Below are 14,944 nucleotides of genomic sequence, written 5' to 3'. Positions count from 1 at the left end.
CAGGCCAAGGCGGGTTGGGGGCTGCATGTACGGCTATTTCTTTTGCCAGACTGCCGCGGGGCAACTGACGCTGATTCCCCGCGACAAAGACTGGATGCTGATGCTGGGCAATGGCGTGATGGGGCGGTACCCGAATGCCCAGGCAGCGGTGGATGCGCTGTACGACGGCGCAATTTGCGTGCGGGGCAGGCGCATCGACGCCAGCGCGCTGGGCGTGCCGCCGCGCGCGCACGACTGGCTCTACCATGTTCTGAGCCGCTGACCAGCCGGCGGCGCACCCGGCGAGCAGCACGGATCGCACAGAGGGGGATCGCCATGACCGCACTGGTGGAGTGGACCCGCGAACATACCTGCCGGCTGTTCCCGATGTCGGCCGAATACCACCGTGCCGGCGGCAGCGAGGTGCAGGTGAGCTGGCAGGCCGAGCCGCCCGGCTCGCCCGGCCGTTGCCGCATCAGCGCGTCGCTGGCGTTCGACCAGGACGTGATCGATGCCGTCTACCTGGCGGACCCGTCCGAGCTGGCCCGCATTGGCGCGCGGCTGGCCGACCTGGTGGCGCGCTGGCTTGCCGACGATGACATTGCCTGCCTGTCCGGCACGGCGCTGGTGATCCCGGTCGGCAGTGTCTTGCTGACCCACTGATTGAGCCACTGGGCGAGCTACTGAGCGCCACGGCCTCAGCGTTGCGGGGCGGCGGCGTGGTTGGCGCCGGCGGCATATACTGGCGGCTGATCCGCCAATGGCGCCCGTTGCGGCGCGCAGTCCGTGTCCCAAGCATCTCCCGCAAACCCTGCCGCCAACCCTGTGGACGACCCGCGCCCGCTACCGCCAGAGCGGCCTGGCGACAACGAATGCTGCGGCTCCGGCTGCGATCCGTGCATCTTCGACTACTACTACCAGGAACTGGACCGCTACCGCGAGGCACTGCGCGCGTGGGAAGCGCGCCAGGCCGCGCGGCACGCGGAGGATCCGGCCAGTTGAACGCGCTGCTCGACTTCGTGCGGCGCCATCCGCGCCTCTTCGTGCTGACCGGCGCCGGCATCAGCACCGATTCCGGCATCCCCGGCTATCGCGACGCACGCGGCCAGTGGCAGCGTTCGCAGCCGATCACGCTGCAGGCCTTCCTCGGCTCCCACGCCGGGCGCCAGCGCTACTGGGCGCGCAGCATGCTGGGCTGGCCGGTGGCATGGCAGGCGCGGCCCAACGGCGCGCACCATGCGCTGACGCGGCTGGGCGAGCAGGGCCGCCTGAGCGCGCTGGTCACGCAGAATGTCGACGGCCTGCACCAGCGCGCCGGCAGCCGTGACGTGATCGAGCTGCACGGCAGCCTGGCCAGCGCCATTTGCCTGGATTGCGGCGCGCGCCATGACCGCGCCGGCCTGCAGGACTGGCTGCTGGCACAGAACGCCGCGCTGCGCGATGTGATTGCCGAGCCGGCCGCCGATGGCGACGTGCATTTCGAATCGCCGCTGTTCGCGCAGTTCCGCGTGCCCGAGTGCGGGCGCTGTGGCGGCATCCTCAAGCCCGACGTGGTTTTCTTCGGCGAGTCGGTCCCGCGCGTGCGCGTCGATGCCGCGCGTGCGGCGCTCGAGGCCGCCGATGCGGTGCTGGTGGTGGGCTCGTCGCTGATGGTCTATTCGGGCTACCGCTTCTGCGTCTGGGCCGGGCAGATGGGCAAGCCGGTGGCGGCGCTCAACCTCGGCACCACGCGCGCGGACGACATGCTGGCGCTGAAGGTCGAAGCCGGCTGCGCGCCCGCGCTGGAGGCGCTGGTGGCGCAGCTCGATCCAGGCGCCGCATGTTGAGCGGCGGCCGGGTCATGCACGCCGCCCGTTGACGCGGCCGCCGCACAGGCATAGCATCGCCAGACCTTCGGATCCATTTCCCGATTTCGCCATGACCGCAGACCGCCAACGCCCCGTCATCGCCGCGCCGCCGTGCGACGCGATGCCGTGCGTGCGTCGCCAGCCTGCGTTCGTCTCTGTCGCACCGCCGCCGCCGTTCTCCGGCGGCGCGCATCCGCCCCCGCCGCCACGCGGCTGACGGGCGCGCATCGCGGCCCGCCTCTAGCACTCTCGTCCCCGGTTTTCACGCCTGCGCGTGCCTGACGGCACGGCAGCCGCGCGCCTGCGCGCCGCTGCCGGCCGCCGCCAGTTGTTGCGCACACCTGCGTGCCGGGGTCTGCCATGCCTTCGACAGATGACATTCCATGACCACCGAAAAAGACTGCGCGGCGCAATTGGGCGCCGCAGCCGACGCCCGGCATGCGGTATCCGCCGCGTTCTGGGCCACACCGCTGTTCGTGCTGCTATGGAGCAGCGGCGCCATCGCGGCGCGCCTTGGGCTGGACCATGCCACGCCCTTTGCCTTGCTGACGCTGCGCTTCGCCCTGACGCTGGCCGTGCTTGGCGCCATCGGCCTGGCGCGCGGCCATGCGCTGCCCCCGCGGGGCGAACGGCTGCATGTGGCGCTGACCGGCCTGCTGCTGATCGGCGGCTACGCCGTGTTCTATTTCCTTGCACTCGACCATGGCATGACGCCCGGCGTGCTGGCCACCGTGCTGGGCGCGCAACCGATGCTGACCCTGTTGCTGACCGAGCGCCGCTACAGCGCCATCCGCATGGCGGGCCTGGCGCTCGCGCTCGCCGGGCTGGCGCTGGTGGTCGCGGACAGCCTGCTGGTGGCACGGCTGTCGCTGGCGGGCGTGTCGTGCGGGCTGGCATCGCTGGCTTGCATGACGGTCGGCGCCATCCTGCAGAAGCGCATCACGCGCAAGCCCACGCAGGTGCTGCCGCTGCAGTATGGTGTCAGCCTTGCGGCATGCCTGCTATGCCTGCCGTTCCAGCCTTTCGCGTTCGAGTTTTCGCTGGCCTTCGCGCTGCCACTGCTGTGGCTGACGCTGGGCATCTCGATCGGGGCCACGCTGCTGTTCTACCGTCTGATCCGCGCGGGCAACCTGGTGAATGTGACCAGCCTGTTCTACCTAGTGCCGGCCGGTACCGCGGTGCTGGACTACCTGCTGCTGGGCAACTGGATGGCGCCGCTGGCGGTTGCCGGGATGGCGGCGGTGCTGGCGGGGCTGGCGCTGGTGTTCCGCGGCGCGCGCGATCCGGCGCGGCGCTAGCGGTTCTTTACTTCCACCCGCACTGCGTCCTTGCCGACCGTGATCGTCCCCGGCTCGACCTCCTTGCCGCCGAAGCGCAGTTCCTCGGGCTTGAAGGTATAGACCGGATAGTCCTTCAGCAGCTGCTGCGCAACGACCGCGCCGATGGCATTGAGCTGCTCGCGGTACTGGGCCATGCCGGCGACTTCCACCTGTTGCACCGTGGGGTTGTCGAGCAGCACGGCGCGCTTGCCGGGGTCGTAGCGCACGCCGCTGTTAAGCGCCAGCTTGCCGTCTACCGGCGGCGAGGGCAGCAGTGCATTGGTCAGGCGTGCGTCGACATGGGTGGTGACCCGGTTGCTGGCCTCGTCGAGCACCAGCCGGGGGTGGCTCAGCTGTACCGTCACCACTTCCGCATAGCGGAGCGTGGCGGGAAAGCGCTGCTCCAGCGCGGCCTGCAGTTCCTCGCGGGTGAGCGTGTATTCGCCGGTCCAGACGTTGTAGCCGGCCAGCGCGGGGGTGGCGGCAGTAGAAACGGACACAAAGACGGCCGTGGCGGCAAGAAACTGGGACGGGCGCAGGCGCATGTGGCGGATGGGGCGCGCCTGCCGGCGCGCCATCAATGGAGTCAGCCAGTCAGACCGCGCGGGCGGGATGGCGTTCCGTCACATGGCAGAGGCGCGCAAGCGCGCGGCATCAGTAGTGCGGCGGGATTTCCTGCTGGGGATCGGACTCGGCCGCCGTGGACGTGGCGCTGCGCAACTGCTGGTACAGCGCCCGGAACTGCTCCTGCAGCAGGTCGATCTGCTGCTGCTGGCGCGCCACGGTGGTGTTGAGCGTGTCGAGCAGGTCTTCCTGGAAGGCGAGCTTGATTTCGAGTTCCGTGATGCGTTCGTCCATGGTGCGTGGCTGTCGTGGGTTCGCCGGTTTCTCCGGCTGGCGGCGCGCATTGTAATCCCGTATGCCCCCGCCGCCGGCGAAACCGCACGCGCCGCGCTTACTTCTGCTCGGTGATCAGCATCCACATGACGCCGAAGCGGTCAGTCACCATGCCAAACTGCTCGGCGAAGAAAGTCTTGTCCAGCGGCATCACCACCTGGCCGCCTTCCTTCAGGCCGTTGAAGGCCTTTTCCACCCCGGCCTTGTCGGCAAAGCTGATCGTCAGGCCGATGCCCTCGAACTTGGGCTGGTTCGAGCAGCGGCCGTCCGAAGCCATGATCACGCTGTCGCCGATCTGGAATTCCATGTGCATGACCTTGTCTTCCGTTCCCGGCGGCGCCTGGCAGCCGGGATCGGCCTTTTCCGGCTCGGGGTTCTCCTTGAACGTCATCCGCATGTTGACCTTGGCGCCAAGCGTCTTCTTGTAGAACTCGACAGCTTCATCGCAACGACCTTCAAGGAAGAGATAGGGCTGGACTTGCATGACAACTCCTGTAAGTGGGCCGCCCGGGCGGGCAGCCATGAGGAACGTAGCCGTACAGACAGACGGTAGCCGCGGGTATCCGGCGGGGAGCCGGCGAGGACCGCGGCAATGGGCGCACGCTTTTGTGTACGTCGTCCACAATACCTTAGCAAACAAAGTGGGCGGTGTCCACATCAATGCGAGACCAGGTTGCGGGCGGGGCGTGCGTGCCGCGCTGCACTAGAATGCCCGCGAACCATCTCGATCCGGCTCGCGCCTGACCACTTTAGACACCTGGGGCTGCCTTGCGTTACGAACTGACCGACCTGCGCCTGTTCCAGGCGATTGCCGACGCACAAAGTCTCTCCGGCGGCGCTTCGGCCACGCATATCACCGCGTCGGCGGCGAGCTACCGGCTGAAGAACCTGGAACACGCGATGGGCACGCCGCTGTTCGTGCGCACTGCGCGCGGCATGGAGCTGACCCCGGCAGGGGAGACGCTGCTGGTGCACGTGCGCGAACTGCTGCTCGGCGTGGAGCGCATGCACGGCGAAGTGGGCCGTTTCTCGGCGGGATTGAAGGGCAATATCCGGCTGCTGGCCAACAGCAGCTCGCTCAACGGCTTCATCATCCCGAGCGTGAGCCGCTTCCTGCTGGCTAACCCGGACGTGAACATTGACCTGGAAGAACGCGCCAGCCAGTCGATCCTGACGGCCGTGGCGGCGCACGAGGCCGATGTCGGCATCCTTGCCGGCGATTTCGAGACTACCGGCGTGCGCTCGGTGCGCTATGCGCGCGACGAGCTGATCCTGGCGGTTGCGGCGGAGCACCCGCTGGCGCGCGAGCCGGAGGTCCGCTTCGGTGCGGCATTGGCCTTTGACTTTGTCTGCATGAGCCGAACCAGCAGCAACTTCCTGTTCCTGCGCGAGATGGCGCAGCGCGCGGGCAAGAGCCCAAACGTGCGGCTGCATGCGCACAGCTTCGATGCGGTGCTGTCGCTGGCCGAGGCGGGGGTGGGCGTGGCGCTGGTGCCGCGCAGCGTGGCGGCGCTGGCGCTGCGCGAGGCGCGCGTGGTGGGCGTGCGGCTGGCCGAGCCCTGGGCACTGCGCGAACTCAACCTGATCGTGCGCGCCGATGGCAAGCTGCCGGCATTTGCCGAGGCGTTCGCGCAGTTCCTGCTCAACGATCCGCGCGTGGTGGCCACGCGCGAGGGCGGCGCCGTGGCCAGCACGGCGCCATAGTGCAAATCAGCGCTTGCGGTTGAGGAAGGTCGCCATATGCTGCTGCGGCTCGCCGGTGTCGAACGCGCTGCCGAATTCCGCCACGCTGTTGTTGATCGACACATCGACCGGCGCGTCTTCCCACTCGCGCAGCAAGCGCTTTTGCTGGCGCACGGCAACGGGACCGAAGCCCGCCAGCAAAGCGGCCACGCGCTCCACCTCCTGGTCCAGCGCGTCCAGCGGCACCACGCGGCTGACCAGGCCCCACTGCAGCGCGTCTTCGGCGTTGGCGATCTCGCCCGTCAGCAGCAGCCATGACGCGCGTGCATTGCCGATCAGGCGCGGCATCAGCGCGGCGTGGATCACCGACGGGATCCCGACCTTCACTTCGGGCATGCCGAGCTGCGCATTGTCGGCGGCGATGCGGATATCGCACGCCAGGGCCAGTTCCAACCCGCCCCCCAGGCACCAGCCCGGCATGCGCGCGATCACCGGCGCCGGGCAGTGACGCACCGCGTCGCACAGGCGGCGCAGGCCGCTGATGAATGCCTGCGCGCTGGCGCGGTCCAGCGCGGCCATTTCCTTGATGTCGGCGCCGCCGATAAAGCCCTTGTCGCCGGTGCCGCGCAGCACTACCACGCGCACGGCGTCGTTGGCGGCCAGCGCTTCGATCGCGCGCGTGACCGAGGCGATCACCGGCGTGCCGAGGATGTTGAGGGAACCTGCGTCGCGGATGGTGACGGTGGCAATGCCGCGCGCGTCGATGTCCACGCCTGCGTACTGTTCCTGGATGGTTTCGCTCATGTCGTTCCTTGCTGGTGGCTTGCTTACTGGAGCCTGGTGAACTGGATATCGTCGACGACCTTCTTCCAGTGCGCATTCTGCCCGCGCACCAGTTCGGAAAAGGCCTGGCGCGAGGTGGGGGCGGGAATCGCCCCCTGCTTCTCGATCGCCGCGATCACGTCGGGCTCGGCCAGCACCTTGCGCACGGCCTGGTTCAGCTTGTCGAGGACGGGCGCGGGCGTTCCGGCCGGCGCGGCCAGGCCGAACCACGACGGATTGTTCATTGCCGGCAGGCCGGCTTCCGCATAGGTCGGCACGTTGGGCAGCACCTTCAGGCGCTGCTTCGCCGCGACCGCCAGCGGCTTCAGGCGTCCGCCCTGGATCAGCGCGGACGACGAGGGGATGTTGTCGAACACGACCTGGATCTGGCCCGCGACCGCATCGTTGAGCGCCGGGCCCAGGCCCTTGTAGGGCACGTGCAGCATGCGCGTGCCGGTGGCGTTCATGAACAGCTCGCCATTCATGTGGCTCAGGCCGCCGTTGCCCGAGGAGCCGAACGAATACTTGCCCGGATTGGCTTTCAGCAGCCTGATGAACGCCTGCAGGTCGGCGGCCGGGAACGACGGGTTGACCACCAGCACGTTCGGGACGTCGGCAAGGTTGCTGATCGGCGCGAAGTCCTTCACCGGGTCATACGCTGTCTTGACGTAGACGTTGGGATTGACCGCGTGCGAGCTTTCCACCTCCATCACCAGCGTGTAGCCGTCGGCAGGTTGCTTGGCGGCATAGGCGCTGCCCACCGCGCCGCCGGCGCCGGGGCGGTTCTCCACGACCACCGGCTGGCCCAGCACCGGGCCCAGATGCGTGCCGACAATGCGGGCGATGATGTCGGTGGTGCCGCCCGCGGCGTAGGGCACGATCAGCTTGATCGGGCGGTCGGGGTAGGGGCTGGCCTGCGCGGCGCCGGCCGAGGCGAGCGCGGCGAACAGGGCAACAGTGGTCAGGACGGGCTTCATCGGGTGTCTCCGGAGCAGGGTTTGTCGGTCTTGTGGGGGTCTTGCAGGGGGGCGGGCATCAGTTGGCGGCGCAGTGCTCGCCCAGCAGCGGCGGCGGCGCGAGCGGGGCGTGGTGGCCCGCCAGCATCGGGTTGCGCACCATCGGCACGCGTCCCATGACGGGGTGCTCCGCCACCTGCATCAGGCCGCGGTGCTGCACCTGCGGGTGGGCGAAGACTTCATCCATGGTGTGGATCGGGCCCCATGGCACGCCGTTGGCGTCGAACGCATCGGTCCAGGCCGCGCGCGTGCGGGTGGGGAAGCGTTCGGTCAGCAGTGCGCGCAGCGCCGGCAGGTGCTCGATGCGCGCCGAGTTGGTGGCATAGCGCGGGTCCTGCGCCAACCCGGGCATGCCTGCCACCGCGCAGAAGCGCGCGAACTGTCCGTCATTGCCGATCGCCAGGATCAGGTGGCCATCGGCGCAGCGGAACACTTCATACGGCGCGCAGTTGGGATGCGCGTTGCCGCTGCGCTGCGGGTTCTGGCCCGAGACCAGGTAGTTGGCTGCCTGGTTGGCGTTCATCGCCACGGCCACGTCGAGCAGCGCGATATCGAGGTGCGCGCCCACGCCGGTCGATTGCCGCTGGTACAGCGCGGCCAGCACCGCCGAGGTCGCATACATGCCGGTGCTCAGGTCAACCACCGCCACGCCGGTACGCAGGGGCCCCGCGCCCGGTGCGCCGTCGGGCTGGCCGGTATAGCTCATCAACCCGCCCATGCCCTGGAACACGTAGTCATAGCCGGGCTTGTCAGCCATCGGCCCGTCCTGGCCGAAGCCGGTGATCGACAGGTAGACCAGCCGCGGGTTGATTGCCTTGAGGGATTCGTAGTCAAGCCCGTAGCGGCGCAGCGTGCCGACCTTGTAGTTCTCGACCAGCACGTCGGCCTCGCGCGCCAGTTCGCGCACTTGCGCCGCGCCTTCCGGCATGCCGTAGTCGATCGCCACCGAACGCTTGCCGCGGTTGCAGCAAATGAAGTAGCCCGACAGGCGCGGATCGCCTTCGGTGCCGGCGGGTGCGTCCAGGTAGGGCGGCCCCCAGCCGCGCGTGTCGTCGCCGCGCTGGGGGTGTTCGACCTTGGTCACCTCGGCGCCCAGGTCGGCCAGGTTCTGGGTACACCAGGGACCGGCCAGGATGCGCGACAGGTCCAGGACCCGGATCCCTTGCAGGGCGCGATGCAGCATGACGACTCCGCTCTCAAAACAACGATGCGGCGCAGTATAGGGAGGGGTCCCGGGGGCGAACCAGTCGAGAGTTTTGAAGGGCGCGTTCGCGGCTTTTCAACGCTCCTCCGGGGTGCCGCCCACGGCCACGCGGCGGCGGCCGTTTGGCGCGTGGGCGCTGCCGTGTCACAATTCGCGTTTGGCACTGACTCGGCCCGTGACTCGGCCGGCCGCGTCGCCGTGCTTCCGCGCGCGCTGGCGCCCTTCCGGGCAACGCGGCGGAAGCCCGCCCAAGAGCCGACAAATTCACTTAGATTTCTGGCGATGACTACCATCCTGCAGCACATTCCTACCGGCCAACGGGTCGGTATCGCCTTCTCCGGCGGCCTTGACACCAGCGCGGCACTCCTCTGGATGCGCCAGAAGGGCGCCGTCCCCTACGCCTACACCGCCAACCTGGGCCAGCCCGACGAGCCCGACTACGATGACATCCCGCGCCGCGCCAAGGCCTACGGCGCCGAGGAAGCCCGCCTGGTCGACTGCCGCACGCAACTGGTGGCCGAAGGCATCGCCGCCCTGCAGTGCGGTGCGTTCCACATTTCCACCGCCGGCATCACCTACTTCAACACCACCCCGATCGGCCGTGCCGTCACCGGCACCATGCTGGTTGCCGCGATGAAGGATGATGGCGTCAATATCTGGGGTGATGGCAGCACGTTCAAGGGCAATGACATCGAGCGCTTCTACCGCTACGGCCTGCTGACCAACCCCGGCCTGCAGATCTACAAGCCGTGGCTGGACCAGCAGTTCATCGATGAACTGGGCGGCCGCGCCGAGATGTCCGAGTTCATGCGCCAGAACGGCTTCGACTACAAGATGTCGGCCGAAAAGGCGTACTCGACCGACTCGAACATGCTGGGCGCCACCCACGAGGCCAAGGACCTGGAGCACCTGGATTCGGGCATCCGCATCGTCCAGCCGATCATGGGCGTGCAGTTCTGGCGCGATGACGTCGAAGTCAAGCGCGAGGAAGTCACCGTGCGCTTCGAGGAAGGCCAGCCGGTCGCGCTGAACGGCCAGACCTTCGCCAACGCCGTCGACCTGTTCATGGAAGCCAACCGCATCGGCGGCCGCCATGGCCTGGGCATGAGCGACCAGATCGAAAACCGCATCATCGAAGCCAAGAGCCGCGGCATCTATGAAGCCCCGGGCCTGGCGCTGCTGTTCATCGCCTACGAGCGCCTGATCACCGGCATCCACAACGAAGACACCATCGAGCAGTACCGCGACAACGGCCGCCGCCTGGGCCGCCTGCTGTACCAGGGCCGCTGGTTCGACCCGCAAGCCATCATGCTGCGCGAAACCGCCCAGCGCTGGGTGGCGGGCGCCATCACCGGCGAAGTCACAATCGAACTGCGCCGCGGCAACGACTACTCGATCCTGAACACCACCTCGCCGAACCTGACCTACAAGCCGGAACGGCTGACGATGGAAAAGGGCGAGTCGATGTTCACGCCGCTGGACCGGATCGGCCAGCTGACCATGCGTACGCTGGATATCGTCGATACGCGCGAGAAGCTGCAGACGTATGCGAAGTCCGGCCTGCTGTCGACGCAGGTGAGCGCTTCGCTGCCGAAGCTGGAAGACTGATCGCGGGCGCGCTGGTAAGCGCGACTTGCCTGGCAAGGAAAACCGGCACCTTTGGGTGCCGGTTTTTTTTTGTGCCGTCTCTCGCGGATCTGGCTCGATGGCGCATCAGTCGCCGGCTGACGCGAGCCCCCGTTCTGGCGGCGTACACTGTGGCCTCGAGACCACCGGAGCCCTACCCCATGCCCTCCCTCCGTACCCTCTACACTGAAGTCGAGCCCTACCATACCGGCACGCTCGATGTCGGCGACGGCCACGTCCTGTACTACGAGCGCGTCGGCACGCCGGGCGCCAAGCCGGCAGTGTTCCTTCATGGCGGGCCCGGCGGCGGGATCTCGGCCGACCATCGGCGGCTGTTCGACCCGGCGCGCTATGACGTGCTGCTGTTCGACCAGCGCGGCTGCGGACGATCGACGCCGCATGCGGGGCTGGAGGACAACACGACGTGGCACGTGGTCGACGATATCGAGCGGCTGCGCGAACTTGCCGGCGTGGAGCGCTGGCTGGTCTTCGGCGGTTCCTGGGGCTCGACGCTTGCGCTGGCCTATGCGCAGAAGCATCCGCAGCGCGTCAGCGAACTGGTGCTGCGCGGCATCTACACGGTGTCGCAGGCAGAGCTGGACTGGTACTACCAGTACGGCGTGTCCGAGATGTTCCCCGAGAAATGGGAGCGCTTCCAGGCGCCGGTGCCCGAAGCGGAACGCGGCAACATGATGGCGGCCTATCGCAAGCTGCTGACCGGCGGCGACAAGGACAAGCAGGTCGAAGCCGCGCGCGCCTGGAGCGTGTGGGAAGGCGAGACCATTACGCTGCTGCCGGATGCCGACAACCGCGCCAAGCATGACGACAGCCACTTCGCGCTGGCCTTTGCGCGGCTGGAGAACCATTACTTCACGCACCGCTGCTGGCTGGAGGATGGACAACTGCTGCGCGATGCATACAAGCTGGCCGATATCCCCGGCGTCATCGTGCATGGGCGCTATGACATGCCGTGCCCGGTGCGCTATGCCCATGCCCTGCACAAGGCGTGGCCGAAGGCGGATTTCCACCTGATCGAAGGGGCAGGCCACGCGTGGACCGAACCGGGGATCATGGACCAGCTGATCGCTGCAACCGACCGCTTCGCCGCAGCGTAGCCAGCCGATCCAACAGGAGACCACGATGCAGCTTTACGCCCACCCGTTTTCCTCCTACTGCCAGAAGGCGCTGATCGCGCTGTACGAGAACGCGATCCCGTTCGAGTTCCGCATGCTGTCGCCCGACCATCCCGACCATGCGGCCGAACATGCGCGGCTATGGCCCTTGCAGCGGATGCCGGTGCTGGTCGATGGCACCCGCACGGTGTTCGAGTCCAGCATCATCATCGAATACCTCGACCAGCATCACCGGGGCGCAGTGCGCTGGCTGCCTGAAGCGCCCGATGATGCGCTCGAAGTCCGCCTGCTGGACCGTTTCTTCGACCAGTACGTGATGACGCCGATGCAGCGCATCGTGCTCGACCATCTCCGCCCCGCCGGCCAGCGCGATGCCTATGGCGTGGCCGACGCGCGCAAGCTGCTGGAAAGCGCCTACGCCTGGCTGGATGCCCGGCTCACCGGCCGTGAATGGGCGGCAGGCAGTGCATTCACGCTGGCCGATTGCGCGGCGGCACCGTCGCTGTTTTATGCGGACTGGGTGCATCCCGTTCCTGCGTCGTGCGCCCATGTGCGCGGGTACCGCACCCGGCTCCTGGCACGCCCGTCCTTTGCCCGTGCCGTCGACGAGGCGCGGCCGTACCGCTCGTTCTTCCCGCCGGGCGCGCCGGACCGGGACTGAACGCAGCGAGGTTCCCGGGTCAGCCAGCCTTGCTCTCGCTGGCCGGCGCGGCCCATGCGGTGCCGCTGCCGGCGCTGCCCGCCACCGAATACAGCGCGCCGGGTGCGTTGCGCGTCTTCTGGAAGTCCTCCAGCGATTGCCCGCGCATCGCTGCGTAGATATGCAGGTTCGACACGCCGGTGACCGCGCCCAGCTTTTCCAGCAGGAAGAAGATCACGCCGTAGTGGATCATGCCGCGCCAGTCGCGCCGCGTGATCAGGTCGCGCTCTTCGGCGCTGAGGTCGGCTTCGTCGTAGGTGGCCTGCGGGTCGGTGCGGAAGCGCTCGCGGAATTCGGGCCGCACCAGCTGGTGCAGGTAGCGGTTGATGCGGTACGCGCGCACGCTGGTCTCCAGCGTGAACGGGTAAGTCCCTTCGAGCTGTTCGATGCCGCGCAACTGGTGGCCGATATGCTCGCGCTGGCGTGCCGCGCGCGCGGCGTGGCGTTCGGGGTCGGTACAGGCCGCGTTCTCGTACACCGCCACCGCGATGCCGGTCATCGACGGCAGGTAGTAGTCGCGATGCACGCAACGGACGCCGCTGGACATGGCGCCGCGCATCACCATCCACATCACCACCTCGGCGCTTTCAAAGCCGCCCAGCCGGGCGTAGTCGGCGTGGGTCAGTTCCAGCAGCGCTTCGGGATCGGATTCGAACAGGTCCAGGAAGCGATGGTCCCACGCGGTGTTGTTGAAGCCGGCCCGCTCGCCATGCACCTGGTGCGACAGCCCGCCGGTGGCGACGATCGCCACGCGCAGGTCTTCCGGATAGCTTTCGATGGCGCGGCGCAGCGCCTGGCCCAGCTTGAAGCAGCGGCGCGCCGACGGCGCCGGAAACTGCAGCACGCCCACCTGCAGCGGCACGATGCTGACCGGCCAGGCGTCCTTGCCACCGTTCCTGTCATGCGGCAGCAGCACCGACAGCGGCGAGAAGCAGCCATGGTCGAGCGCCTTGTCCTGGAAGAACGACATGTCGAATTCATCGGCCATCAGCGATGCGCCGATATGCCGCGACAGGCCAGCGTGGCCGCTGATCGGCGGCAGTGCGCGCGGGCCGCCGCCCTCATCGGCGGCGTGGTACGACTCGCCGATGCCCAGCGCGAACGCCGAGTAGTGGTCGAAGAAGAACGACGTCACGTGGTCGTTGTAGACCATGACCAGCACATCGGGTCTGGCTTCCTTCAGCCATTCGCTGACGGGCGCGTAGGCCGCGAAGATCGGAGCCCAGGCCGGGTCCTGCTGCTTGCCGGCATCGAGCGCGAAGCCGATGGTGGGCGTATGCGAAGAGGCGATCGCGCCGATGATAGTAGCCATGTCGAAAACCCAGATAACTCGGAAAAACTTGGGACACCCGGCCAGCGCCGGGCCCTGCATCGTTACGCCGTTACGGCGCTCTGCTGTGCCCGTGAGGACAGTATAGAAATTGCGGCGATGGTCGCCGGGATCGCCAGGATGGCGATGACAGCGCTGAATCCCCAGCCCAGGCTCAGCAGCACGCCGCCCGCCATTGACCCGGTGATGCTGCCGAAGCGGCCGATGCCCAGCATCCAGCTCACGCCGGTGGCGCGTACCGGGGTTGGGTAGCACGACGGTGCGAAGGCATTCAGCCCCGTCTGCGCGCCGCTCATGCAGAAGCCGGCCATCAGCACGAAGAACGCGAAAGCCGCCGAGCTGACGTTGCCCGAGGCCAGCAGCAGGATCCACGCCGCACCGCAGACATAGGCGATCGCGATCACCTTGTTGGCCGCGCGCCGGTCCATGTAGTAGCCCACTGCCAGCGCCCCAACGGTGCCGCCGAGCTGGAACAGCGCGGTCAGGTTGGCGGCGCGCTCGATCGGCAGGCCGACGTCCTTGATCAGCGTCGGCAGCCAGCCGCTCAGCAGGTAGATCACCAGCAGGCCCATGAAGTAGGTCAGCCACAGCGCCAGCGTGATGCCGCGATAGCCCGGCGAGAGCAGCGTGCGCACCGGCTGCGTGGCCGGCACGGGCGGCTCGCTGATGGTGAATTCGGCATTAAGCGGCACGTCGCCGCCACAGACGCGGCGCAGCGTGCGCGCGATTGTCTCCGGCGCGAACTTGCGCACCACCATGTAGCGCGCCGATTCCGGGATCAGCAGCAGGTAGACCGGCAGGCACAGCAGCGGGATCGCACCGCCCACCATCAGCACCGCGCGCCAGCCGAAGTGCGGCAGCAGCGCGGCCGCGCCGAAGCCCACCAGCGCCGAGCCCAGGTTGAAGCCGGTGAACATGGCCGCGATCAGCGTGCTGCGCGAACGCTCCGGCACATATTCCGAGAGCAGCGTGGTGGTGGTCGGCATCGCCGCGCCCAGCCCGAGCCCGGTCAGGAAGCGCAGCAGCGACAGCGTCACCACGCTGTCGGAAAACGCGCTCAGCAGGTTGAAGACGCCGAACAGCGCCACCGAGCCCAGCAGCAGCTTCTTGCGGCCGAAGCGGTCGGACAGCGGCCCCACCATCAGCGCGCCGATCGCCAGACCCACCGGCGCCGCGCTCATCACGATGCCGAAGCTGGCGCGCGAGATGCCCCATTCGCGCGTGATGTCGGGGGCCAGGAAGCCCATGATCGCGACATCCATGCCGTCGGTGGCGACGATCAGGAAGCACAGGCCGAGCAACAGCCACTGGTAGCTCGACATCTTTCGGTCATTGATGTGGGCCCGGATATCGAGCCTTGGGCGTGCGGTCATGCCGTCTCCTCCTGC

At 67.9% G+C, this 14,944-nt stretch carries 17 protein-coding genes; 9 read left to right on the top strand and 8 right to left on the bottom strand.

Translation table 11 applies throughout. The features are described 5' to 3' along the window. The first annotated feature begins 25 nt into the window (after positions 1-25). From CTP10_RS29885 to CTP10_RS29865, 5 genes are all read left to right on the top strand, one after another. A complete protein-coding gene (locus tag CTP10_RS29885) occupies positions 26-262 on the top strand; it encodes a hypothetical protein (protein ID WP_116319135.1) in 237 nt (78 codons plus the stop codon). A gap of 53 nt (positions 263-315) precedes the next feature. Next, positions 316-642, top strand: coding sequence for a hypothetical protein (locus tag CTP10_RS29880; RefSeq protein WP_116319134.1), 327 nt, complete (start codon positions 316-318; stop codon positions 640-642). A 123-nt stretch (positions 643-765) separates the two neighbouring features. After that, a complete protein-coding gene (locus tag CTP10_RS29875) occupies positions 766-981 on the top strand; it encodes an oxidoreductase-like domain-containing protein (protein WP_199414568.1) in 216 nt (71 codons plus the stop codon). Beyond that, a complete protein-coding gene (locus CTP10_RS29870; protein WP_116319132.1) occupies positions 978-1,805 on the top strand; it encodes an NAD-dependent protein deacetylase in 828 nt (275 codons plus the stop codon). The genes CTP10_RS29875 and CTP10_RS29870 overlap by 4 nt, the downstream gene beginning before the upstream one ends. 404 nt (positions 1,806-2,209) lie before the next feature. Continuing rightward, a complete protein-coding gene (locus CTP10_RS29865) occupies positions 2,210-3,124 on the top strand; it encodes a DMT family transporter (protein WP_116319131.1) in 915 nt (304 codons plus the stop codon). Here CTP10_RS29865 and CTP10_RS29860 read toward each other — a convergent pair. The 3 genes from CTP10_RS29860 to CTP10_RS29850 form a co-directional block, all read right to left on the bottom strand. After that, entirely contained in the window at positions 3,121-3,690 is a 570-nt protein-coding gene (locus CTP10_RS29860) for a DUF1439 domain-containing protein (RefSeq protein ID WP_116319334.1), read from the bottom strand. The two genes, CTP10_RS29865 and CTP10_RS29860, sit on opposite strands and share 4 nt — an antisense overlap. Before the next feature lie 109 nt (positions 3,691-3,799). After that, positions 3,800-4,003, bottom strand: a complete 204-nt coding sequence (locus CTP10_RS29855) for a SlyX family protein (protein WP_116319130.1) — start codon at positions 4,001-4,003, stop codon at positions 3,800-3,802. Positions 4,004-4,100: 97 nt separating this feature from the next. Then, positions 4,101-4,526: a VOC family protein gene (locus tag CTP10_RS29850; protein ID WP_116319129.1), complete on the bottom strand. Its 426-nt coding sequence runs from the start codon at positions 4,524-4,526 to the stop codon at positions 4,101-4,103. A gap of 284 nt (positions 4,527-4,810) precedes the next feature. Here CTP10_RS29850 and CTP10_RS29845 point away from each other — a divergent pair, with 284 nt between their 5' ends. Next, on the top strand, positions 4,811-5,746 hold the full coding sequence (locus CTP10_RS29845; protein ID WP_116319128.1) for a LysR family transcriptional regulator: 936 nt from the start codon (positions 4,811-4,813) through the stop codon (positions 5,744-5,746). 6 nt (positions 5,747-5,752) lie between these two features. Here the strand turns inward: CTP10_RS29845 and CTP10_RS29840 are convergent, their stop codons facing one another. From CTP10_RS29840 to CTP10_RS29830, 3 genes are read right to left on the bottom strand one after another with little or no spacing between them, the layout of a single operon-like run. Beyond that, positions 5,753-6,529: an enoyl-CoA hydratase gene (locus tag CTP10_RS29840; RefSeq protein WP_116319127.1), complete on the bottom strand. Its 777-nt coding sequence runs from the start codon at positions 6,527-6,529 to the stop codon at positions 5,753-5,755. A gap of 23 nt (positions 6,530-6,552) precedes the next feature. Beyond that, entirely contained in the window at positions 6,553-7,524 is a 972-nt protein-coding gene (locus tag CTP10_RS29835; RefSeq protein ID WP_116319126.1) for a Bug family tripartite tricarboxylate transporter substrate binding protein, read from the bottom strand. Between the two features lie 58 nt (positions 7,525-7,582). After that, complete coding sequence (locus CTP10_RS29830; protein ID WP_116319125.1) at positions 7,583-8,746, bottom strand: CaiB/BaiF CoA transferase family protein; 1,164 nt, start codon at positions 8,744-8,746, stop codon at positions 7,583-7,585. 303 nt (positions 8,747-9,049) lie between these two features. Here CTP10_RS29830 and argG point away from each other — a divergent pair, with 303 nt between their 5' ends. The 3 genes from argG (at position 9,050) to CTP10_RS29815 (ending at position 12,187) form a co-directional block, all read left to right on the top strand. Next, positions 9,050-10,375 carry an argininosuccinate synthase gene (gene argG, locus CTP10_RS29825; protein WP_116319124.1) on the top strand — a complete coding sequence of 442 codons (1,326 nt, stop codon included), beginning with the start codon at positions 9,050-9,052 and terminating at the stop codon, positions 10,373-10,375. A gap of 179 nt (positions 10,376-10,554) precedes the next feature. Further along, positions 10,555-11,508 (top strand): prolyl aminopeptidase, encoded by a 954-nt coding sequence (gene pip, locus CTP10_RS29820; RefSeq protein ID WP_116319123.1) that lies wholly within the window; start codon positions 10,555-10,557, stop codon positions 11,506-11,508. Positions 11,509-11,533: 25 nt separating this feature from the next. Then, positions 11,534-12,187, top strand: coding sequence for a glutathione S-transferase family protein (locus CTP10_RS29815; RefSeq protein ID WP_116319122.1), 654 nt, complete (start codon positions 11,534-11,536; stop codon positions 12,185-12,187). A 19-nt stretch (positions 12,188-12,206) separates the two neighbouring features. On the opposite strand, the gene CTP10_RS29810 is transcribed toward CTP10_RS29815, so the two are convergent. Then, positions 12,207-13,538, bottom strand: a complete 1,332-nt coding sequence (locus CTP10_RS29810) for a gallate dioxygenase (RefSeq protein ID WP_116319332.1) — start codon at positions 13,536-13,538, stop codon at positions 12,207-12,209. Between the two features lie 62 nt (positions 13,539-13,600). Then, a complete protein-coding gene (locus CTP10_RS29805) occupies positions 13,601-14,929 on the bottom strand; it encodes an MFS transporter (protein WP_116319121.1) in 1,329 nt (442 codons plus the stop codon). Positions 14,930-14,944 lie beyond the last annotated feature (15 nt).

The sequence above is a fragment of the Cupriavidus sp. P-10 genome (genome assembly GCF_003402535.2).
Classification (GTDB): domain Bacteria; phylum Pseudomonadota; class Gammaproteobacteria; order Burkholderiales; family Burkholderiaceae; genus Cupriavidus.
The sequence above is the reverse complement of the archived record's forward strand: the minus strand, read 5'-3'. Positions and strand labels throughout refer to the sequence as shown.

What these genes read in the sequence shown, in the direction of transcription:
- CTP10_RS29885 (WP_116319135.1), top strand. Translation starts at nt 26, where the DNA reads ATGTACGGCTATTTCTTTTGCCAGACTGCCGCGGGGCAACTGACGCTG.
- CTP10_RS29880 (WP_116319134.1), top strand. Translation starts at nt 316, where the DNA reads ATGACCGCACTGGTGGAGTGGACCCGCGAACATACCTGCCGGCTGTTC.
- CTP10_RS29865 (WP_116319131.1), top strand. Translation starts at nt 2,210, where the DNA reads ATGACCACCGAAAAAGACTGCGCGGCGCAATTGGGCGCCGCAGCCGAC.
- CTP10_RS29860 (WP_116319334.1), bottom strand. Translation starts at nt 3,690, where the DNA reads ATGCGCCTGCGCCCGTCCCAGTTTCTTGCCGCCACGGCCGTCTTTGTG.
- CTP10_RS29855 (WP_116319130.1), bottom strand. Translation starts at nt 4,003, where the DNA reads ATGGACGAACGCATCACGGAACTCGAAATCAAGCTCGCCTTCCAGGAA.
- CTP10_RS29850 (WP_116319129.1), bottom strand. Translation starts at nt 4,526, where the DNA reads ATGCAAGTCCAGCCCTATCTCTTCCTTGAAGGTCGTTGCGATGAAGCT.
- CTP10_RS29840 (WP_116319127.1), bottom strand. Translation starts at nt 6,529, where the DNA reads ATGAGCGAAACCATCCAGGAACAGTACGCAGGCGTGGACATCGACGCG.
- CTP10_RS29835 (WP_116319126.1), bottom strand. Translation starts at nt 7,524, where the DNA reads ATGAAGCCCGTCCTGACCACTGTTGCCCTGTTCGCCGCGCTCGCCTCG.
- CTP10_RS29830 (WP_116319125.1), bottom strand. Translation starts at nt 8,746, where the DNA reads ATGCTGCATCGCGCCCTGCAAGGGATCCGGGTCCTGGACCTGTCGCGC.
- argG (WP_116319124.1), top strand. Translation starts at nt 9,050, where the DNA reads ATGACTACCATCCTGCAGCACATTCCTACCGGCCAACGGGTCGGTATC.
- pip (WP_116319123.1), top strand. Translation starts at nt 10,555, where the DNA reads ATGCCCTCCCTCCGTACCCTCTACACTGAAGTCGAGCCCTACCATACC.
- CTP10_RS29815 (WP_116319122.1), top strand. Translation starts at nt 11,534, where the DNA reads ATGCAGCTTTACGCCCACCCGTTTTCCTCCTACTGCCAGAAGGCGCTG.
- CTP10_RS29810 (WP_116319332.1), bottom strand. Translation starts at nt 13,538, where the DNA reads ATGGCTACTATCATCGGCGCGATCGCCTCTTCGCATACGCCCACCATC.
- CTP10_RS29805 (WP_116319121.1), bottom strand. Translation starts at nt 14,929, where the DNA reads ATGACCGCACGCCCAAGGCTCGATATCCGGGCCCACATCAATGACCGA.